This is a genomic window from Pseudarthrobacter sp. CCNWLW217 (assembly GCF_037203985.1).
Lineage (GTDB): Bacteria > Actinomycetota > Actinomycetes > Actinomycetales > Micrococcaceae > Arthrobacter.
The window spans coordinates 1-20378 of record NZ_JBBCBT010000016.1; the positions used below are offsets into that span (position 1 = coordinate 1).

Consider the following 20378-nt stretch of genomic DNA (forward strand, 5'->3'; position numbering starts at 1 on the left):
TCGCCGGCTTCTACTTCTGGTGGCCCAAGTGGACTGGCAAGATGCTCAACGAGCGGCTCGGAAAGATCCACTTCTGGATGCTGTTCCTCGGGTTCCACGGGACGTTCCTCATTCAGCACTGGCTGGGCGTCATGGGCATGCCCCGCCGGTACGCGGACTATCTGGTTGAAGACAACTTCATGTGGATGAACCAGTTTTCCAGCTTCGGGTCCTACCTCCTGGGCGCCTCGATGATCCCGTTCTTCTGGAACGTCTACATCACGGCGCGCTCGAGCGAAAAGGTCGAAGTGGACGATCCGTGGGGCTTCGGCGCCTCGCTCGAGTGGGCCACGTCCTGCCCGCCGCCACGCCACAACTTCACGTCCCTGCCAAGGATCCGCTCCGAGCGTCCGGCCCTTGACCTGCATCACCCGGAGCTTCGTGTGCGCGAGCACGACACCAGTCATAGCCCCGCGGCTGCAGCCCTGGGGGCCGCCGATATCGGCGAAAAGGACGTCCGTAATCCCAACCCGGACAAGTAGCCCTGGGTCACTGACGCTGAGCGGGGCCGGTCGCTGACCGGCCCTGCTCAGTGCTGGCAACCGCGCGTCATACAGATGTGGGCTGGTCCGTAACAAACTGCAAGCCCGGGCCTGTTTCCGTAGGGTCGATCCCGATGCAATATGTCCACTCGTTGGATAAGCATGGATGCAACGCCATCCACCGCCAAAGACTTTCCGGACCAGCGCGATTATCTCGGCACCAAAGGTGACAGTATTTGGTGGCACTTTTCGCGTGGGCTCCGGCTGATTGAAATGGGACCAAATTGGGGAATCTGGACTATAAAACTGTACGAACTCTCGGTCCGGAGGGATCAAATCTCGAGGCCGCTGCACATGAATGGTTCCGCAGAAATGGGATCGTCGGAACTGTTGTGCTGCATCCAAGCGTTGAGGACGCCATCGAAAAGACCGATGGCAAAGACGAAGCAATCATGGCGTGCGCCGCCTATCCAAAGTTTCACGACATTGTGTTCCGGAACCTCTCGACCCTGGAAATCGTCGACAGCTTCATTATGCCGACGCACAACATGGTTCTGGCCGCCGTCGGCAGCAGTGCCATATCGACCTGCGCCAGTCACCGCGCGCCCAGTTCCCTCCTGCCAGAAGGCGTGCGCTGGATCGAAAGCACCAGCAACTCGCAGGCAGCACTGGACTGCCTGAGCGGATCGGCAGATGCGTGCATAACCACCGATGTCTCCGCCCGGCGACATGGAATGTCCGTGATTCGTGACTTCGGGCCGGTGCCCATGGCCTTTACGCTGCATGCCGCGCCCTAGCCATCGCACCGCATCAGAGACTGCTGGAAAAGACTTGGAACTGAGGAAGAAAAAATGAACCCGACAACAACAACCCCCAAGACTCTCGGGAGTTTTGTCGAAGACGCGAACAAAGGCCGCGCCGACTATCTGCGGCGCGTGCTGTCCCCCCTCGTGGACAGGTTCCGGCGCCGGCAGGAACTTGACGGACGCATCGAACGGCCCGCTGACAGCGATGTAACGCTCCTTCGGGAGATCGCAGACGTGGCAAGTACATTCCTTCGCGAAATGGGAAGGGACCAGCAGGCACGTGCCCTCCGCGAGGACATCGACGCCTGGATTGACGCTGGCCTCGACGCCAAACCCGCCTTTGACCGCAGCCGGGACACCTTCACCGTGGTCCCGAACAATGCTGAGATGTTCTTCCTGGGGGCTGTTTACGCCACCAACAGCGAACAGCCCTGCGGCCACCGGTTGGACTACTTCTACGCGCAGCGCCACGAGCCCACCTTTGTGACGTCGATAGCCGAGGAATATCCCCACCCGAACAATGTGGTGCAGGAGGTCATTCTCCTCGCAGGGAGCGAAGGTTTTACCCGCGGCAACTGCCTTGTCTTCTTCCCGGAAAATATTGCCGCGGCAGAAAAGATCAAGGAGCAGAACTATGCCGTGTTCTTCTTCAGCAAGTTCCAAGCCATCCATGAGGAAATCGGGGTGGCAGCTGCGCGCGAGGTGATGACGCCCGAATCCGTCATCCTCGATTCCGAGGGCATGGACCCCTACGGGTGCTACGAAGCCCGCAGCCTATGGGGGTACCTGCACGACAGGGCACACTTCAGCGGCAAATGGCCTATTGGCGATTACACACTGCTGAAGATGAATTGGTTCATCGGGGTCCTTGAAGAGATCAAGGTTGATGCCAAAGCAATCCTCTTGGCTCACTCGACATCAATGCCTTATGCGAACGAACTGCTCGCCATGATTCTTGTCGAACGGCTGTTCCGGTACCCGCTGGAAAAGGAAGCGGAATCGAATTTTGACGCGGCAACGGGCGTCTTCCTGTATTCCTGGTTCCATGCCGCCGGAGCCCTTCAGGTCTCCGATGGCCGCCTGGCAATCGACCGTGAGGCTGTGCTCGCACTGCTCCCGCGGCTGGTGAGTGAGATCGAAGCCGTTGAAAACAGTGCGGATACGCCGGACGAATACAAAGCAGCGGCCAAAGCCTTTGTCTATGAGTACCTGGCCTCCGGCGAGGACGGCCGCAGGTACAGGTTCCTGCCATATCAGGACATCCTGCGCTCCAGGAGCAGCCACCTCGCTGAGCAGGCACCTCTCGACTTCTCCAATCCCGTCCTGTGATCCCGATGACTTTTGAGGGAGCTAACCCCGGGTCGACAAAACGGCCAAAGGTCTTGGCCCTGCACCAGCGTACGAGCCTCGCGTGGCTGTTTAACAGCGCAACAGCTGCCGGTTTTGACGTTGTCCTGGTGCCGCTCGACGCGGAGAAATCGGTCAGCCGCGACCAACTGCCGCCGTGCGTCACTGACGTCGTCTGGGCCGACTACACGCAGGACCTTGACCGCCTTGTCGGCTTCTTGGCCACGGTTATTGCCGAGCACGCCATCGATGGAGTACTCGCCTGCCACGAGGATTCCGTGGCCCTCGCAGCCCGCCTGGCGGAAGCCTGCGGACTGCCAGGCATCTCCCCGGCAACCGCGGACATTCTGCGCGACAAAGGAACCTTCCGGTCAGCGCTCGACGACGGCGGGTTGAACGTTCCGCGCTTCGCCGCCGGAACTGCGGAGGACGGACTCCTCGAAGCAAGTGCCAGTCTGCGGTTTCCGGCGGTTGTGAAACCGGTGGACGGGTACTCCAGCGCAGGGGTGATCAGGGTTGACCGGCATCAGTTGCTGCCGGAGGCCATCGCCAGTTGCCAGGAGGCAGCCCGGCCGCTCCGCGAACAACTCGGCATCACCGCGCAACGCCTGGTTGTGGAGGAATTCCTCGACGGCGTGGAGTTGGCCGTAGAGTCGCTGAGCTACGCGGGCGAGACGCAGATTCTCGCCATCGGGTTCAAGGGACAACCCGCCGGGCCCTACTTCGAAGAAAGCGTCTATCAGGCGCCCGCCCGGCTGGACGAAGAACTCCTTGAGCTCGTGCGCAACGAAGTAGTTTCCGCCCACAGGCACCTCGGAATTGACTGGGGACCCACGCATACGGAGCTCAGGCTCGGTCCGGGTGGACAGCCGTACATCCTCGAGATCGGCGGACGGGTGGGCGGGTCCGGGGTCTCGCACTATATCGTGCAGGCATCGACCGGTGTGGACTACTTCGGAGAAGTCCTCGCGGCAGCAGTGGGCCGCGAACCAGAGGTGATGAATGTGGCGGAAATCCTGACCCTGGCGGCCGCCGGCAACTACATCGTGCAGTGCCAGGGGTCCGGGGTCTTCCAAGAGGTCGAAGGCCTGTCCGAGATCGGTACCGACCCCAGAGTCGACCTCGTAGTTTCCACCATGCGGCGCGGACACTTGGTCAAGCCCTATCCCGAATTCAGCGGCTACCCGGGGTTTGTGTTGTCCCGCCATGACGACATTGACGATCTTGAAGTTTTCCACCGGCAGCTCGACGACCGGATCAAGGTGGTTTTCCAGTGATCGCTGAAGCGGACAACATATGGTTTGACGGACGATTGGTCCAGGCCGACAAAGCCGCCATCAGCGTGATGAGCCACAGCCTGCACTATGCAAGCTCGGCCTTCGAGGGAATCCGGGTCTACGACGGCGTGCCGTTCAAATGTGAGCAGCACCTGGCCCGGTTGGCTGCGTCAGCGAACATCCTGGGCTACAACCTTCCGTACACCATTCCGGAAATGCAGGACGCCGTCGCTGCTGTGGTGAGCCGTAACGGCCTTCGGGATGCCTACGTCCGCCCGGTGGTCTGGCGCGGTGAGGAATCCGTTGGCGTCCGGGGCGAACGGTCAAGCGTCCATCTCGCCATCGCCGCCTGGGAATGGCCTTCGCCGTTCTCCGCCCGGCAGGTTGAAAACGGCATTTCCGTCCAGGTCTCGCGGTGGCGGCGGCCCTCGCCTGAGTCTGCGCCCACCAACGCAAAGTGCGCAAACCTCTACACGATCGGCACGCTGGCCGCGTCGGAAGCAAGCCAGGCAGGATTCGATGACGCCCTCTTCCTCAGCCACCGGGGATTTGTAGCCGATCTCACGGGGGCCAACATCTTCCTGGTCATCGACGGCGAACTGCACACGCCGGACTGTGACTCCTTCCTGGCGGGGATCACCCGGCAAACGATTCTCGACGGCGCGGCGGAGTTGGGCCTGAAAACGCACATCCGCGACATCCAGGTCGCGGAGCTGGACACAGCCACTGAGGTGTTTGTCTGCGGAACTGCCTACGAGATCCTGCCGGTGGCCCGGATCAACCAAACAACGTATTCCCCACCAGTGATTGCCGGGCGCATTCGCGACTGGTACCTGTCGCTGACCCGGGTGAAGGAGCCGGTATGAGCGAGGCAAATTCTGGAAGCGGCCCAACTCAGCGTGTCCTCATGGTGGGGCTTGACTGGCCGGCCATCGATGCCGCTGCCCGGATGGGCCTGGACGTTGTGGTCATCTGCTCCAGCAAGGCGTGGAAAGCTTCCTTCCGCTCCCACCGGGCAGAGGTTTCGCCTCTGCTGGTGGAGGACCAGTCGGTGATTGACCAATGCCTGTCTGCCATCAGCCTTGCGGGGCTTGACCTGGAATCGTTCGGCGGCGTGTACACCACCGACGAGTTCTCCATCGGCGCGGCTGATCGGCTGGCAGAGCTCGCCGGTACGCCCAGAATGACGTCGAACGGATCGGTGATCCAGTTCCGCGACAAGGCCGTGCAGAAGATGTCACTCAGCGGGAGCAGGGTGAGGACCGCCAGGGCTGTCCATGTCCACGACATCCTGGCTTTTGACCCGGCGTCCCTGGACTGGTCCGGGCCACACGTCCTCAAGCCAGTAGCCAGTGCAGGGACCATGCATACGGCGAAAGTCGCCAGCGCCGGGGAGTTCTCGGAAGCGGTCGGCCGGATCCGCGGCACCCGGGCCGAAGACCTGAACTACGTCGTCGAGGAGTTTGTCACTGGCGAAGAGTGGATAGCGGACGGAATCATCTTCGACGGGAAAATCGAGTTCCTGTCCTTCAGCCGTTACGGCGAGCCATGCCTTGATTCCCTCGACGGCGGCCGGGCGATGACAATGCAGAAACTGGACCATGGCATGCACCGGGTCCATGTGGAGCGGTTGACGCCCTTCGTCCACGATGCCCTCACTGCCCTTGGGGCGTTGAACGGGGCATTCCACATGGAGTTCTTCTACCGGCCAGGCGACGGCACAGCCATTTTCGGTGAATGCGGCATCCGCCGGGGCGGTGCCTTCACCTACGAACAGCTGCTGGCCAAGTACTCCTTCAACATCGTTGAAGCGGCTTTGAGGTGCTGCTTGGGGGAACGGCCTGATTGCGCCACCGTTTCCTCGCCCTCGGCTGTTGGCACCACGCAGCTGCTGAACGTGCCGGGCACGGTCCTGTCGAGTCCGAGCTATCTGGACATCGAGGCGCAACAGGACGTTGAGTTCGCCCGCGTCTTTTCACCGCCCGGATCGGTGGTTGCCCAGGGCGAAGGCCATGGAACTCACATCAGGTCGGCCGAGGCGCTGGTGGTGTCCCCCACAGACGCCGAGCTGGAAGCCAGCATCCGTGCCCTGCAGGAGTGGTTCCACGAGACGTCCGTAGTAGTGCCGGTTACGCAGGATGTGGCGGAGTTGCGCCAGTGGCAGCGGAAACACTTCCCGGAGTCCGCAGCCGGCGACCGGACCTACGTGGGGCTGGACGGATGAAACCCAGGTTCCTGGAAATTGTCGGCATGGCGTGGCTTGGCGATCCCCAGCTCGGCACGGCCAACCGCAGGACGCTCGCGTCCATGACGTACAGTGCCTTTTTCAAGGCGCTGGCGCGCGGGCTGCTAGTGGCGGTGTCCGTACTGTTCGCCACCACCCAGGTGAAACTGAGCGCCGGCGAAACGGCATGGGCCTTCACTATTGCCGGCGGCCTCGGGCTCATGGGGTCCCTCCTGGGCGGCTTCCTGTCGGACCGGTGGCATCCGCGGACGGTAGCCGCTGTGTCCTCGTTTCTTGCAGCCGCAGCCCTCACCGGGCTGGCTGTTTTCCCGCATGCATCGGTTTTTGTTGTTCTCCTCAGCGTCGCAACGTTTGCTGATCGTGTATCGAGTTCCAGCAATGCCACGCTCGCCGGGATTGCCGTTCCAGGTGATTACTCCGTCCTGACAAGGGCTCTTATGCGCACGGTGGGCAACATTGGCATTTCACTGGGGGCGGCTGCGGCGGTACCCGTTCTCCTTGCCTCCACGGCTCCCTGGTATATGGCAGCTTTTGCCGCGATGGCCGCCCTCGAGGCCCTCGCCGGCGGCTTTCTCCTTCGGGTCGGCGCCGATCGCCCCGCAGCCCCTGCCGCAAGAAGTCACTTCCCCGTGAGCATGGTTGCCCGCGACGGCAAGTACCTGACTTTTGCATTATTGGCAGGGTTGATGTCTGTCCTCTACCTCGTCCTGGATTTCCTCCTACCAATGTGGATCACTACCGGGACGTCCATGCCCACCTTCATGATCTCTGCGGCCGTCATCCTGAACACTGTCCTGGTGGTGTCGCTGCAGATGCGGTTTGCCGCCATGGCGTCCGGCTACGAGGCCGCCGTCCGGGCGTGCCTGCTGTCCGGTGGGGCACTGGCCTTGGCCACGGTTCTGTTCAGCGCCTCCGGGTCGTCCAACACCGTACTCGCCATCATTGCGCTGCTCCTTGGCGTGGCCACGTTGTCCGTGGCGGAGGTGGTATTTTCCGCCGCCGGCTGGACCCTCAGCTACGCCTTGGCGGATCAGCGCAGGCTCGGCGCCTACCAGGGAGTATTCTCCTTCGGTACGTCCCTCGGCGTCATGGCGGCGCCGTTGATCCTGACATTCACGGTGGTCAACCAGGGGCTTGGCGGCTGGCTACAGCTGGGGACGGGATTCCTGGGTCTTGCAGCTGCGATGTTCTTCATTCTGCGGCACAGGAGTTTCCGGAGAGCCGGCACTCCGGACCTGGTGACCGTGGACTAGGCATGGTTCAGGCCATGGTGCCAGACCGGGCCGCGCGGAAACGGCTCGGGCGTAGACTCGCAGCATGAAATCGGATTGGGGGATCCTGGGTTTGCTTGCTGCGCTGGCAGTCGGGGTTGTGCCGGCCACTGGCTGCACCGTGGTTGCGTGCCCCGCCATCGGCTATGTCAGAACCCTGACGGTGCACATCGAAGGAAATATCGCGGCCGTCAGCGATGTAAAGCTGTGCGACGAGACGCGATGTTCGGAACCGGGGCCTACGGCGGGCACGCCGGTCCCCATGAAGACCGTGGTGACGGAGTTCTCCCCCGAGCCGCAGCCAACCGTCACCTATCCGCCGTTCCACAGCCGCCGGGAAGATCAGGACACCTGGGTTTTCACTGTGAGCTCTGGCGATCCGGCAAAGGTCACTGTGCGGGCCCACGCCGCGGACGGCAGAGTGCTGGCAGAGCGGGAGCAAGAGCTTGTCTGGACGAGGGTGGGCGGAACCGAACAGTGCGGAGGGCCTGTCACTACGCCGCCGATCCTGTTGCCAGTGCCCTGACGGCACTTAGGGACCGTTGCACGGTCCTGTCGACCCAACACCCAGATTCGGCAGTTCCGGCCCCATTTTTAGCCCTTCCCACACGGCTTTCGACCGATCCGCCACCTAGCAACCACGTTCAGCAGGACGATGAGAGGCGTGGGCGCTGATTCACGGCCTACACCTTTCAGGACCAGCTGCGCGGCTGGTCGGTTACGTCGACAAACAGGAGTTGAAAGTGGCATCAACAATCACGAAAAAGACAGGGCTGCAGGCCGCGACGGCAATGGCCCTCGCCGTCGCTGGCATCTTTGGCGCCAGCCTCGCCGTCTCTTGGATAGCGGGATCACTGGGCATCTCAGCTGCGGCGGCATCCCAGATCGTTAGGGCCATCGAGGTCGGAGGCTGGGCGCTCGTCGCAATCGGCGCTGTCTTCGGTGCCGGGATCACGGGCGCACTGATCGCGACAGCCCGGGCAATCCTTTTCCGCGTCGGCCGGGCACAGGCTGTCGCCTAAATCAATGCTTCCGGGAATGGCGCGCGTGCTTGGGAGCATTCCGAAAGGGCTGCTCTCAAGCACGGGTTTGATCATGGCTGCCATAGCCGTCTTCGGTTACGTCGCGGTCGATGTGTCTTGGATCCGTGACGCCAAGGGACCGGGCAGCAGTCCGCTTTACGGTACGGATTTCTTCCAGATCCTGGCGCGGAATATCGGCGCTGCGTTGGTGCTTTACTCGGGCGTTGTGACGCTAGGGCTCACCACCATAATCGGAGCGGGGATCCTGGCCCTGTACGTCGGGGCCACCCTGTCCCTTGGGTTGAATTCCGTTGGCGGGGCAACCCTCTTCGCCGACGTGATTTGGTACGTCCCGTTCGAATTCTTCGGGCTGGTGTTGGCGACGACTGCCGGACTCCAGCCAGCCGCAGGGCTGGCGGACCGCCTGATGAAGAACAAGCCCGTGAGCGTGGGCTCGTTCATCGACTCCATCGCAAGCTCCCTGGGCTCCTTGCTCATCGCCGTCGCCCTGATAGTCATCGGCGCGGCCATCGAGAGCGTCCTGATCCACCTGAAAACCTAAGGGAATCCAATGAACAACGAGGAGAACGCTGCGCGATCCGAGACCGTCATCCCGGTACCCCAAGCCCCGAAAACAGGATCGGAGCCGTACGCAGGGAGCCAGGTAAGTTCAACGTCGCGGGTGCTGTGGATCGGGGCGTATGTCGTCCTCATGGTGTTGATAGGCCTGCGGCTCCCCCTGGTCCGTCAACACCTCACGGCAGAAGTGCCAGTGGAGGTGAAGGCCGGGCTGGGTGACGATCGCCTGCTCAGCCTCTCGATGACCGTGGGTACCGTCCTGTTTTTCCTGGTGTACGCCGTGATCATGTGCCTCTACTTCTCACTTGCCGGTTTCCTCGACAAACGGCTGGTCCCCGCCAAAGCGGTCATCGGTGGCCGTTTCAAGGTCGGCGTCTTTTTTGTCATCCCTGTGCTCGCCACCGTTCCGGTCAACCTGTTCAGCCTGGCGCTGGGCATCGTCCAGCCGCGGGACGTCCCCGGATATTGGTTCTATTTCCCGTCTATGGCAATACTCGCGCTGGCACTCTTCTACCGCCATTGGAAAAGCTTCCGGCCTGGGAGGAAGTGCCTCGTTGTGATTTCGGCTCTCGGGCTCTCAACGATCCTTGCCCTCGGCTAGCGCCTTCAAACCCAACTCTCCAGGACTGAAAGCCTCATGATTAGCCAGTACTACCGCCACTTACTCAGCATCCTAGGTTTCGTGGTTGCCGCCTGCTCCAGTATTTCTGTGGCGCTGTTGTGGGCCGCGCCGCCTCCCAGCGGGCTCAAGAACATCGACCCCGTGGCTCTGAAGGCCACCATTATCCTCATCCTCGCATTCCTTGGCGTTGTTATGCCGTTGGCTGCCATCTTCACCCCCGCCTTGCGGTGGCTCGTTCTCAAAGCCACAGTGTTCGCCGTCGCGGGTTTGACCAACGCGGTGGCGCTCAGCCCGGAGCTGGCGGTCCCGTTTCAAGATACGACGTCGGTCATTGCCGTCGCCTGCGGGCTCGGCTTGGCGGTCGTCAGCATTCTGGCCTTCATGGACTCCGTCCAGAAGAAGAACCCGCAGAGCAAGTTCTAGACCCTGGTGAGCGCGAAACTTAACGCTGCTGACGTCGGCAGTCGCCCTGGGGGCGCGTCTGGCCCCGCTGCCTCTGAGTGGTTCGCCGATTACAGGACATTGCGTGACTTCCGCGTGTTCGAGATAGTCAATGCCCTGCGTCTGTCGCTCACACTGGACAGTTTCAGGGTCCTTGTTGCCTTCGGTTCGATAGCCTTGGTTGTGGTCGGCAGCCTCGCATTTGTGTCGGCAATGTCAGTTCTCCGCGATGGCCCGTTCCGTGATGACTCGGCCGGTGTACTCGTTTGGGGGCTCCTCGCGATCCTTTACTCCACAGCCGCGATGGTGTTTAGCGAAATTGTCTCCAGCCGCAGACTGGCGGTCTCGGGCACACCGCACCTTGAGCTGTTCAGGTCCTTGGAACTTCCCTTCCGGCAAGTAGTTGTCAGGTATGGCGTGATACCACTGTTCCGGCGGATGGCCGTGCTCTACTACGCGGCAGCGTTGTTCCTCACCGTCTTCTTCGAGCCAACGGCGAACTACTCAAATATTGTCGCGGCTGCAGTCAGCGTCCTTACCCTGTCGTCCGCAGCGTGCTTGTACTCGGTTCTTCACTTCGCTTCGGCCCCGGCACGGCGAATGAGTGTACGTTGGCCGGCGTGCGGGTTGATGCTGTTGCTGGGCCTCGTTCTTGGAGCTGTCACCGGGGTACTGGGTTCCCGGCCCGGGCCATCCGCCATTTCCGTCGGGATAGTCCCGGACTACCTGCCGCTGATGTAACTGCTCGCCTGCGCCGCTGCCGGGTTGGTCCTACTGGGCAGCATCCGGAAGTGGCGCGCCCTCGGCTACAGAAGGGTACTCCTGGCCGCCCAGCTGAGTAAGCACCGCAGCCAATCAGGCACTCTCACAAGATTCCTGTTGTTGGACCTCTTGGGCAGCAAGCAAGGTTCCGTAGTCGGCAGCATCATTTTGGCGTGGATCGCCGTCGTAGGTTTCCTTCTTGGAGCGGGCGGCATCCTGCCACTGGCCACATCCCTCAACAGCCAGGACCTGCAACGATCCCTCGTAGGCATGACGGTGCTGCTCAGCTTGGGGATCACCGAACCGATGCTCCACCGGATCGGACCCACTGCGAAGCTCTATCATTTTCGTTTTGCCTGGGAGAACGGCAACTCGGCCGGAAGCGTTGTCGCCTCCGTCATCCGGGTGTATCTCCTCCTCGGAGGAATTATTGGCGTCTTCATCTTCTGCTGCGCATTCCTGATGTTTGGCGTTCCGGCTCCAGGCACCGTCTTTGTGGGAATCGTCGTCACGGCCTCAGGAATCATCGCAGAGACGCTCTCCCGGCCACCCATCAGCACCGACGGCACGAAATCCAATGACGTAATGGACGCACTTTTCACGCTGCTGCTGGTTTCTCCGTGCTCGCTCATCCTTGTCCTCAGCCCCGAATACGGCACCCTGCTGTTGTTGGGCTACTCCATCCTCTTAACTCTGGGAGCCGCCGCATGCCTGCGCACGCACCTATTGAAGCTTCGATCGAGCTCGACGGCGTAATGGCCGGCTATCGGCAGGATGCCCCGATCCTGCACGGGCTCAGTCTCTCCATGAACGCGCCCGGGCTGTACCGGGTGGCGGGCAGTAACGGCAGTGGTAAATCAACGCTGCTTGAACTTCTCAGCGGCTTCCTGCAGCCCTGGCAAGGCAGCGTTCGGCTGTGCGGGGTTGACGCCGCTTCTCCCCAGGCAAGGCGCCTGCGCAGCGTGTGCCGAACGACGCCGGCGGTGTACCCTTCCATGACCGTCCAGGACCATTTGACCTTCGCCGCCCGCAGCCGGCGGACAGACCCGAAGGCCAGCCGGGACCGGGTCGAAAAATACGGGCTGCATGACTGGTCTGAACAGCCCGCGGCGTCCTTGTCCACGGGAAACCTTCGCAAGCTCTGGCTTCTCATGTGCACAGTCGCGGATACCCCTGTTGTTGCCATCGACGAGCCTTTCAACGGCATGGACGCCCAAGGTATTGAGGCCCTCATAGGCGAACTGAACGAGTGGGCAAGGTCCAAGGTAATAGTCCTCGTTTCCCACACCGTCCCGGAGGGATTGTCCTTAGACCATTCCTTCATTTTCAGGCGGGCCGAAATGGATACCTGAGTGTGTTTCGACGGCATCGTGGACCCCCGCAGCACGCAGGCACCCGCTCCGTTGTATCCAGAGAGCGGGTGCCTGCGAGCCGTTGCCGGTTCGGCTATCACTTCGAGCGGTCGATCTTTTTCACGAGGTTGTTTCTCTTGCGGTGCAGTTTCCACCAGCTGACAGTGCCATTGACCTGAATCTTCCCGAGTTCTTCCAAGCTGGGCAGATTCTGGTCTGCCAGCTCTCGGGACACCTCCTCGGTGTCCTTGTTCTCCCGCGCCTCGACGATAGCCTGCGCGGCCTTCACCCGGTCAGATGACAGCGGGTGCGAGGCGATCTCAGCGTCGACGGCGTCAAGCTTGGCTTTCAGTCCTTCAAGCGACTCACGATGGAACATCATGGCGGTTCATCTTCATTGCTTACTCCTTGCTGTGGATACCCGACTGGGGTGGGGCAGATGAGATTGTCCTTCCCCACCCGGAACGCGAATCTAATGCGAATGATTATTGATATCATGAACTGATCCCCATCGACCCTCCTGAAAGTCCTGACTATGACCCCCGCACTGCTGGTAGAGAATCTGACGGTGTCCTTGCATGGACTGCCTTTGGTCAATGGGGTCAGTTTTGCGATCGAACCCGGCGAAAAGGTCGCCCTGTTGGGTGCCTCGGGTTCTGGCAAGTCCCTCACTGCCTCTGCCCTACTAGGACAGCTCCCGCGAAACATGGACGTGTCCGGCTCGCTGAGAATAGACGGCCGATACCTCCCACTGCGCCGAAAGCCAACAGACGCCAGCGGGCTCTCGGCGATCCATCAAAATCCCCTCGCCGCACTCAACCCCTTGGTGCGGTTGGGCAGCCAGCTCGCAATCCCCCTGAAGAAGGCCGGGCTCTCATCCCAGTCGACGCACGAAAGGGCAATTGAGCTACTCACTTCAGTGGGCATCGAGGACCCTGAACGCATCCTGTCCAGCTACAGCGGCGAATTGTCCGGGGGCCAGTTGCAACGCGTCTGCATCGCCTTGGCTTTGGCTTGCCGCGGCTCAGTCCTGATCGCTGATGAGCCCACTACGGCCCTGGACGTCGTGTCCCAGGCCAAGGTCCTTGACGTGCTTGCAGGGCCCTCAGCTGCAGCACAAGCGATCTTGTTCATCACGCACGATCTCGCCGCTGCCGAAACCTTGTGCACTCGGGCCCTGGTCATACGGGCCGGACGGATCGTGGAAGAAGCACCCATGAAAATCCTGCTGGCACAGCCGGAACATTCCTACACCACCCAGCTCGTGGAAGCTGCCTGGGCAGGGCTCGGCGCCAACCGCATCGAGGCGAGCGCATGAGCGCGACACTCAGCGCCCGCAGCCTCACGCACCATTATCGCGGCCATGGATTCCGCGGCCGGCGCCGGACACTGCCGGCCCTCCACGACCTTTCCCTTACGGTCTCTGCCGGCGACAGCATCGGCTTGGTGGGCAGTTCCGGTGCCGGTAAATCGACACTCTTGCGTTCCTTGCTTGCCTTGGAGAGGCCAGCCTCCGGCACTGTGGTCTTCAATGAAAGACCCGTCGCTCCTGGCTCCGCCAGTTCGTTGAGGTGGTACCGGAGGCTGGTGCAATATGTGCCGCAGAACCCTGCAAGCAGCCTTGATCCAAGCATGGACGTTCGCCGCCTGCTGCTGGAGCCTTTGAAGCAGCTTGGCATTGCCGGGGATCACCACACCATGATCAACCGTGCGCTGGAGCGGGTTGAACTGGAACCTGGAGTGCTCCGCTGCAAGCCTGGGCAATTATCCGGCGGCCAAAACCAGCGTGTGGCCATCGCCCGGGCATTGGTGCCGTCGCCGAGCCTCCTCCTTGCGGACGAGCCCGTCAGCGGCCTTGACCTGCCATTGAGGAACACGGTTCTGGCTGTTCTCGGACAACTGGTAAACCGCGACGGGCTGGGCCTTCTGTTCGTTTCCCACGATCTCGGCGCGGTGTCCCTGCTCTGTTCGCGGACGGTGGTCCTCTCAGGGGGAAGGATAGTTGAGCAGGGCCCCACGGCGGAGCTCTTCCGCGATGCATGGCACCCGGCTACGCGGGAGCTCATCGCGTCCATCCCCCGCCGGGGTAGCAAAGCAGGCAACAAATGACGACGACGGCGTCGTCCGGCGTCGTCGGCAAAACCTCCGCGGCGGATCGCCTCCCCGGGAAACCCCTCCCCGCGGCCTCCTCCGCCAAGGAACCCGCCCCTCAGCTCCTGCTGGCCACCCAGCTCATCTTCAACCTCGGCTTCTACTCGGTGATTCCCTTCCTTGCTATCTCCATGCGCGAAGACTTCGGTATGGGAGCGCTGGCGATCGGGGTCGTCCTCGGCGCCCGGACTTTCGCCCAGCAAGGCCTGTTCCTGCTCGGCGGCGCAATGGCCGACCGGTGGGGAGCACGGCGCGGAATGATCATCGGTTGCTGGGTGAGGATTATCGGCTACCTTCTGCTGGCCACGGCGTCCGATTTCCCGCTGTTTCTGCTCGGTGCTGTGGTGTCAGGCATGGGCGGCGCCCTGTTCTCACCGGCGCTCGAAAGCCTGGTTGCGCGGGCAGAACGCAACACCAACAACTCCACCAGCCACAAACCAAACCTGTTTGCCCTCCTGGTCATCTGCGGCGAAATCGGAGCCGTGGCAGGTCCGCTTCTTGGCGCGCTCCTTCTCGGCGTCGGTTTTGACGCCGCCCTGCTGGCCGGAGCCGGCGTCTTTGCAGCCATGTCAGTCATTTTTCACCGCTTCTTGCCGCGCACGTCCGTGCAACGGCGGGAGGCGGTACCGGCGTCGGACGTTTGGTCCTGCCTACGGGAGAAACGGTTCCTGGCTTTCGCGGCGTTCTTCAGCGTCAACCTCCTGGCATACAACCAGCTCTATTTCGGGCTGCCGGTCGAACTGGAACGCAGTGGAGCAGGCACTTCCGCCCTTGCAGCAATCTTTGCCTATGCCTCGGTGTTGACCATTACGCTTCAGTGGCCCATCGCAAGGCTCATGCGCCGGACCGGGGCCAGATGCGCGCTCACCACGGGATTTGCCCTGCAGGCGGCGGGCTTCGCCTCACTTTCCACCATGGCCGTTGTCCCTCCACCGGAGTCGGTGCCCTTCCTGCCTGCCGGAGTCATGGTCACGGCCCTGTCGCTCGGCCACATGTGCGTGGCTCCCGTGGCCATGGGCCTGGTGCTCGATTTCGCTGCCGGGCGTCCCACTGGCGCGTTCTACGGATTGCTCTCCAGCTGCGGAGGACTAGCGGCCCTCGCGGGGAACATGGTCCTGGGTCCGCTCTATGAACACGCCTCCGCGTCCTCTCTGGCCGCAGCCATTCCGTGGCTGCTGCTGGCTCTCTTGGCTGCGACGTCGGCACTGACAATTGGCCGCTTCCTTCCGCCGGCAGCACCACCGGTTCTACCAGCCTGCCCGCAAGACCTTCAGCGCACCTAGCGTCAACCACCGCCACTACCAAGAAAGACAGGCAATCAACATGGCCCTTTCACGCCCAAAAACAGCCGCCACCATACTCCTTGCGTCCGTGATGGCGGCTGGCCTAAGCGGATGCTTCGCTCCAGGCAATGCCCAGCCGGCAGCAAATGCAGATGCTCGCATCAAGGTGGCAATGCTGCAGCCGCCGCGTTCGGGGCTCACTCCCCTCAGTGACGATGCTTTCAAGCTTTCGCGCTGGAAGACCGCGGAAACCTTGATTGTGCTCGACTCCCTCGGCGACGCGCAGCCTTCCTTGTCGACGGCCTGGAAACAGTTGGACAGCAAGAACTGGCGGTTTGAGCTTCGTTCGGGCGTAAAGTTCCACGATGGAACGTCCCTGACGGCCGAGCAGGTTGCAGCTTCCCTGACGGCGGCGGCCAACGCGAGTCCCAAGCCCAGAATCCTCGACGGCGTCCAGCTGACGGTCAGGACGGACGGCGGGAACGCCGTGGTCGTCACGACCCAAAATGAAGACCCGCTCATCCCGCAGCGGCTCTCGAGCCCCCAGCTGGCCATCCTTGCCGCGTCCGCCTATAAGCCCGGAGGCGTAGTGAGCCCCATTAATGCCGGGACCGGGCCATACGTCCTCGCGGCCGCGGACGGAACCACCTCCGCGACCCTCAACCGCTTCGACGGCTATTGGGGAGAGAAGGCTGCAGGCAGCGGCGTCGATGTCCAATATGTCCCCGATGGCACAGCGCGCGCGGCAGCACTCAGGACGGGTAACGCCGACGTCGTCGAAGCCATCCCCGTGGGACAGGTGGCGCAAATTGACGCACAGCTCATCCATGAGGTGCCAATGCCGCGGACGAACACCCTGTACTTGAATTCCGAAGCCGGACCGTTCGCTGATCCCGCGGTCAGGGCTGCCGCACGCGAGGCCATTGAGCGTGCCCAAATCATCGAGCGTGTCTATGAAGGCCGGGCGGACCTTGCTGAAGGACTCCTCGGACCGGCCCTCCCCTGGGCAGCCGAAGAACGCAAGAACGCTTCCTATGCCGAGGCGCTGAAGAAGCGAGCCTCGGCCGGCCCCGCCAACGGTATCCGCATCAAGCTGGGCACCTTCACCGACCGGGCCGAACTCCCCGAAGTCGCCGTCCAGCTTGAACAACAGCTCGAGGCCGCAGGCTTCATCGTTGAACAGGACGTTCGCGAATACCAGCACATCGAAGCGGACGCCATCGCCGGCAAGTTCGACGCCTTCATCCTCTCCCGCGCCACGGTGCTGGACTCAGGTGACCCTGTGGCCTACATGTTCAGCGATTTCGCGTGCAAAGGTTCCTTCAACATCTCCCAGTTCTGCGATGCCGACGTCGATGCGGCGCTGACAAAGGCGGCGGCCGTCCCCGCCGGACCTGAGCGGCGGACTGCCATCGCAGCGGCCGAGGCGCTGATCCTTGCCAATGATGCAGCGGTGCCGCTGTTGCACGAACGGGTCATCCAGGGCGAGTCCGCCAGGATCCGCGACGTCGAACGGGACCCGCGCGAACGCGCTTTGATCACCAGCAAGACAGGAATCTCGAAGTAATGCCGCGCTCCGCGTTGATCAAGACCGCGCTCTCGCGGGCCCTGGCACTTGTCGCAGTTCTCGCCCTGATCGGGCTCCTCCCCTGGCTTTCAGGGCAGGGCCCCGAATACACCATTCTGCGCGCACGCTACGCGGACCGGGAAGCGACCGAAGAAACGCTGGGAATGATCCGCGCGGAGCTGGGGCTCGACCAGGGACCACTGCACATTCTCCTGATGTGGGCCGGAGGGCTCATGCAAGGCAACCTGGGAACGTCTTGGATTACCAACACCCCGGTCGGTCCCGGAACACTCCAGAGCCTCGGTGTTTCCCTGACCCTGATGACCTGCGCTGTTCTGGTGGCGGGCGTTGTCGCGGTGCTGCTGTGCATTCCTTCGGTGTTCCGAGGCCTCAGCGGCACTCCTGGGAATGGAGCCGGCGCGGTTGCCGCGGCGCTGACCGCACTCCCGGAGTTCCTGCTGGCCGCCATGCTGCTCGTGGTTGGTGCCATCTGGTTGAAATGGTTCCCGCCTTACGGCTGGGAAGGGCTGCACTATGCGGTGCTTCCTGCACTTTCCCTGGGCCTTCCGGCAGGTGGACTGATCGGTCGCCTGCTGTCCGATGCCATCACCTTGGCGTTCGCCGAAAAATGGGTGGGCACCTGGGCCATGGCCGGCGCCGGGCGGGGCAAGCTCACCTCCGCCGTGCTTCGCCGCGCAACGCCCTCCGTCATGAGCCAGATTGGCCTTGTCCTTATCGGCCTCACAGGCGGCGCGGTGGCCGTGGAAAAGGTGTTCGCAATACCAGGGCTTGGCCGTGCCGTTTTGGGGGCGGCAAGCGCCCAGGACATCCCGGCGCTGCAGGCAGGGGTGCTGGCTCTCCTGCTTCTGGCAGTTGTTTTCGGCTCCATCGCGGCCGTAGTGCGGCAGCTCCTGATAGGAGCCTCCCTCCGGTCCGGGACGATGCCCGTCCCGGAAGCTCCCCGGAATTCACGACGACGTGATGCGGCTGTGCCGCTCGTTGCGGCCGGGGCGCTGCTCCTCATCGTAGGCGCCGGACTACTGCGGGATCCCTTCACCTCGAACCATGCAAGACTTGCTGGCCCGAGCCTGGCATTGCCGTTTGGCGCGGACGCCAGCGGACGGGATCTCCTCGCCCGGGTAGGACACGGCGCATTGTCCACCTTGGGAACATCGCTGCTGGTGGTCCTCACCTGCCTGGCCATCGGAGTCCTCATTGGGCTCTTCCCGCTCGCGGCAACAGGACCCCTGGAGGTTACAAATGCCGCCCCGCCGATTCTCGCCGGCCTGGTTGTCGCAGTAATCACCGGTCCGTCGGCACATGGCGCGGCCCTGGCAGTCACCCTGGTGAGCTGGGCACCTTTGGCGGCGCATACGGCGGCCTTGGTGCAAGAGGCCAGGGCCAAGCCGTACGTAGGGATCCTTCCGGTCTTAGGCGTCGGGCGGGGCCGGGTCCTTTGGCGCTATGTCCTGCCGGCGGTCCTGGGGCCAGTGTTTCGGCATGCAATGCTTCGGATACCCGGAACGGCGTTGGCGCTTGCCTCGCTGGGTTTCCTGGGATTGGGCGCACACCAGCCCACCCCAGAATGGGGCCTTGTCCTAGCCGAGGGAATTAACTACGTTGAACGTGCGCCCTGGGCCGTCGCCGCGCCCGCATCTGCGCTGATCCTCGCCTCGATTCTGGCAGTCTCCTTGTCCAGCATGAACTGGACCCGTACGAAAAGCCCTGCGGGGCACAGCACCGTGCCTGCTACCACCTAATTCAGAGGTTTCGGCCACTCAATCTGGTCCGGGGAACCACCTAGGGGCGGCTGGGAGCAATATTGTGCATTCAGAAGGCCGCGGCTCGTTACTGCGTGGCCGGGAAGAGCCGCCGGCATGTAGGAAGTAACCCCGCAATGTCCCACTACGACACCGAGAATCAGAACGACGCCGTTGCGGTCGGGGCACTAAGCCATTGGGAGCGAAAAACCAACCGGTACCCGGGCTGCACCTGCCCACCGTGGCGTTACCATCCGCGGTACCCCAAACCGACGGATCCGGACTGCCCGGAACACGGAAACGCAGGCTAACTGTTCCATCTGCAGGGTTTACGTGTCAGGCCTGCACTGGACTAGTTCTTCCGCTGCTTCCAGGTGACGTAGAGGGATGCTACAGGCACCACGAAGGCCGTGACTGCGCTGACAATTTTTACTGCTTGCTCCGTTCCCTGAAGTGTCGGAGCCCTCCCCTGGACCGACTCGTACAGTACAGCGAAAGCGAACATCAGCGCCGCAATCAAGATGAGAATCCCAAGAATACGGCTCATGGAGTGTGGCTCGGGGAGCGCCGACTCGGCCAGCTCGGTCCTTTCACCTTGCGGCATCCAAGGAATTCCCCGTAACAATCCATGGGCAGGCCGCGCGTTGATAGGGGTGGAAACCAGCTCTGCGGATTTCTCAATCCATTTTTGGATGGCCTCCGGAGTCTGCGTGTTGTGGGGACTTCCGTAAAAGCTGGCCTTTTCTGATATCAACGGCCGCATCCTCGCCTGCCACCAATTATTGGTCAGTCTCAAGCTGGGCGGCGTAGAGGCACGCAGTGGCAGGAACCTGTTGACCAGCAGTCTTTCAAGGTCGTCGAGGGAATTGAGTGTGGCACGGTATTCGCGTTTCTTGGAAGCCTTCTGCAGGTGGTGCAGGAGCCACAGACTTTGCTTGATGTAGAGCCATTCAAATGGCGCCCTCGCTCGCCACCGTTTGTCGTGCGCGCCATACGTCGCCACCAGTGGAATGTACGCCAAAATGAAGATTCCGAGGCAAACGAAGAACCAAGAGCCGAGCTCGACGTTGCCTGAAGTTCCGTTGATTTCCATGGCCAGGGCGAACGTCACTTGGATACTTCCGCACAGAAAGATGCCCATTGCAGTAATCATCGGGAATGCAGTCACCGAGTCATTCCACCGGGATGCCAGGCGCAAGGATGCTCCGTAGGTTCGCTCCAATGCGATCCAGCGAGGACCGGTCTCGATGACTTCCGGCAGAGGCCGGGAAACGACTCCCGGAATCCACCCGGGTAACCACGTAAACCGTCTCTCAGCTTTCGTAAGTTCGTACTCCATCGGCCCGACGCTCGCACGGAGGAAGATGACACT

22 protein-coding genes are annotated in these 20378 nt (G+C 62.2%); 20 read left to right on the forward strand and 2 right to left on the reverse strand.

The window, feature by feature from the left end; translation table 11 throughout:
* The 15 genes from V9L18_RS17010 to V9L18_RS17080 all read left to right on the forward strand — a co-directional run.
* On the forward strand, window positions 1–521 hold a 521-nt coding region (locus tag V9L18_RS17010; RefSeq protein WP_337348341.1), incomplete at its 5' end, for a cbb3-type cytochrome c oxidase subunit I.
* A gap of 284 nt (window positions 522–805) precedes the next feature.
* Window positions 806–1318, forward strand: coding sequence for a hypothetical protein (locus tag V9L18_RS17015; protein WP_337348342.1), 513 nt, complete (start codon window positions 806–808; stop codon window positions 1316–1318).
* Between the two features lie 54 nt (window positions 1319–1372).
* Window positions 1373–2656 carry a DUF6421 family protein gene (locus V9L18_RS17020; RefSeq protein ID WP_337348343.1) on the forward strand — a complete coding sequence of 428 codons (1284 nt, stop codon included), beginning with the start codon at window positions 1373–1375 and terminating at the stop codon, window positions 2654–2656.
* 5 nt (window positions 2657–2661) lie between these two features.
* Window positions 2662–3951 (forward strand): ATP-grasp domain-containing protein, encoded by a 1290-nt coding sequence (locus tag V9L18_RS17025; protein WP_337348344.1) that lies wholly within the window; start codon window positions 2662–2664, stop codon window positions 3949–3951.
* Window positions 3948–4817 (forward strand): branched-chain amino acid transaminase, encoded by an 870-nt coding sequence (locus tag V9L18_RS17030; protein ID WP_337348345.1) that lies wholly within the window; start codon window positions 3948–3950, stop codon window positions 4815–4817. Before V9L18_RS17025 ends, V9L18_RS17030 begins: the two co-directional genes overlap by 4 nt.
* Window positions 4814–6175: an ATP-grasp domain-containing protein gene (locus tag V9L18_RS17035; RefSeq protein WP_337348346.1), complete on the forward strand. Its 1362-nt coding sequence runs from the start codon at window positions 4814–4816 to the stop codon at window positions 6173–6175. Before V9L18_RS17030 ends, V9L18_RS17035 begins: the two co-directional genes overlap by 4 nt.
* Window positions 6172–7449 (forward strand): MFS transporter, encoded by a 1278-nt coding sequence (locus tag V9L18_RS17040; RefSeq protein WP_337348347.1) that lies wholly within the window; start codon window positions 6172–6174, stop codon window positions 7447–7449. Before V9L18_RS17035 ends, V9L18_RS17040 begins: the two co-directional genes overlap by 4 nt.
* A gap of 64 nt (window positions 7450–7513) precedes the next feature.
* Window positions 7514–7993 carry a hypothetical protein gene (locus tag V9L18_RS17045; protein WP_337348348.1) on the forward strand — a complete coding sequence of 160 codons (480 nt, stop codon included), beginning with the start codon at window positions 7514–7516 and terminating at the stop codon, window positions 7991–7993.
* A gap of 217 nt (window positions 7994–8210) precedes the next feature.
* Entirely contained in the window at window positions 8211–8489 is a 279-nt protein-coding gene (locus V9L18_RS17050; RefSeq protein ID WP_337348349.1) for an uberolysin/carnocyclin family circular bacteriocin, read from the forward strand.
* Window positions 8490–8562: 73 nt separating this feature from the next.
* On the forward strand, window positions 8563–9051 hold the full coding sequence (locus tag V9L18_RS17055; RefSeq protein ID WP_337348350.1) for a hypothetical protein: 489 nt from the start codon (window positions 8563–8565) through the stop codon (window positions 9049–9051).
* A 9-nt stretch (window positions 9052–9060) separates the two neighbouring features.
* Complete coding sequence (locus tag V9L18_RS17060) at window positions 9061–9669, forward strand: hypothetical protein (RefSeq protein ID WP_337348351.1); 609 nt, start codon at window positions 9061–9063, stop codon at window positions 9667–9669.
* A 36-nt stretch (window positions 9670–9705) separates the two neighbouring features.
* Entirely contained in the window at window positions 9706–10113 is a 408-nt protein-coding gene (locus V9L18_RS17065; protein ID WP_337348352.1) for a hypothetical protein, read from the forward strand.
* A gap of 6 nt (window positions 10114–10119) precedes the next feature.
* Window positions 10120–10872: a hypothetical protein gene (locus V9L18_RS17070; RefSeq protein WP_337348353.1), complete on the forward strand. Its 753-nt coding sequence runs from the start codon at window positions 10120–10122 to the stop codon at window positions 10870–10872.
* A 141-nt stretch (window positions 10873–11013) separates the two neighbouring features.
* Window positions 11014–11649, forward strand: a complete 636-nt coding sequence (locus V9L18_RS17075) for a hypothetical protein (protein WP_337348354.1) — start codon at window positions 11014–11016, stop codon at window positions 11647–11649.
* Complete coding sequence (locus V9L18_RS17080; protein WP_337348355.1) at window positions 11601–12245, forward strand: ABC transporter ATP-binding protein; 645 nt, start codon at window positions 11601–11603, stop codon at window positions 12243–12245. The genes V9L18_RS17075 and V9L18_RS17080 overlap by 49 nt, the downstream gene beginning before the upstream one ends.
* Before the next feature lie 97 nt (window positions 12246–12342).
* On the opposite strand, the gene V9L18_RS17085 is transcribed toward V9L18_RS17080, so the two are convergent.
* A complete protein-coding gene (locus tag V9L18_RS17085; protein ID WP_337348356.1) occupies window positions 12343–12627 on the reverse strand; it encodes a hypothetical protein in 285 nt (94 codons plus the stop codon).
* 153 nt (window positions 12628–12780) lie between these two features.
* Here V9L18_RS17085 and V9L18_RS17090 point away from each other — a divergent pair, with 153 nt between their 5' ends.
* The 5 genes from V9L18_RS17090 to V9L18_RS17110 are packed head-to-tail and all read left to right on the forward strand — an operon-like array spanning window position 12781 to window position 19006.
* Window positions 12781–13563 (forward strand): ABC transporter ATP-binding protein, encoded by a 783-nt coding sequence (locus V9L18_RS17090; RefSeq protein ID WP_337348357.1) that lies wholly within the window; start codon window positions 12781–12783, stop codon window positions 13561–13563.
* Complete coding sequence (locus V9L18_RS17095) at window positions 13560–14354, forward strand: ABC transporter ATP-binding protein (protein WP_337348358.1); 795 nt, start codon at window positions 13560–13562, stop codon at window positions 14352–14354. Before V9L18_RS17090 ends, V9L18_RS17095 begins: the two co-directional genes overlap by 4 nt.
* Window positions 14351–15679 (forward strand): MFS transporter, encoded by a 1329-nt coding sequence (locus V9L18_RS17100; RefSeq protein ID WP_337348359.1) that lies wholly within the window; start codon window positions 14351–14353, stop codon window positions 15677–15679. The genes V9L18_RS17095 and V9L18_RS17100 overlap by 4 nt, the downstream gene beginning before the upstream one ends.
* A 40-nt stretch (window positions 15680–15719) precedes the next feature.
* Window positions 15720–17246 carry an ABC transporter substrate-binding protein gene (locus V9L18_RS17105; protein ID WP_337348360.1) on the forward strand — a complete coding sequence of 509 codons (1527 nt, stop codon included), beginning with the start codon at window positions 15720–15722 and terminating at the stop codon, window positions 17244–17246.
* Window positions 17246–19006 (forward strand): ABC transporter permease subunit, encoded by a 1761-nt coding sequence (locus V9L18_RS17110; RefSeq protein ID WP_337348361.1) that lies wholly within the window; start codon window positions 17246–17248, stop codon window positions 19004–19006. The genes V9L18_RS17105 and V9L18_RS17110 overlap by 1 nt, the downstream gene beginning before the upstream one ends.
* Before the next feature lie 352 nt (window positions 19007–19358).
* Here V9L18_RS17110 and V9L18_RS17115 read toward each other — a convergent pair whose 3' ends face one another.
* Window positions 19359–20174 (reverse strand): hypothetical protein, encoded by an 816-nt coding sequence (locus V9L18_RS17115; RefSeq protein WP_337348362.1) that lies wholly within the window; start codon window positions 20172–20174, stop codon window positions 19359–19361.
* Between the last annotated feature and the right edge of the window lie 204 nt (window positions 20175–20378).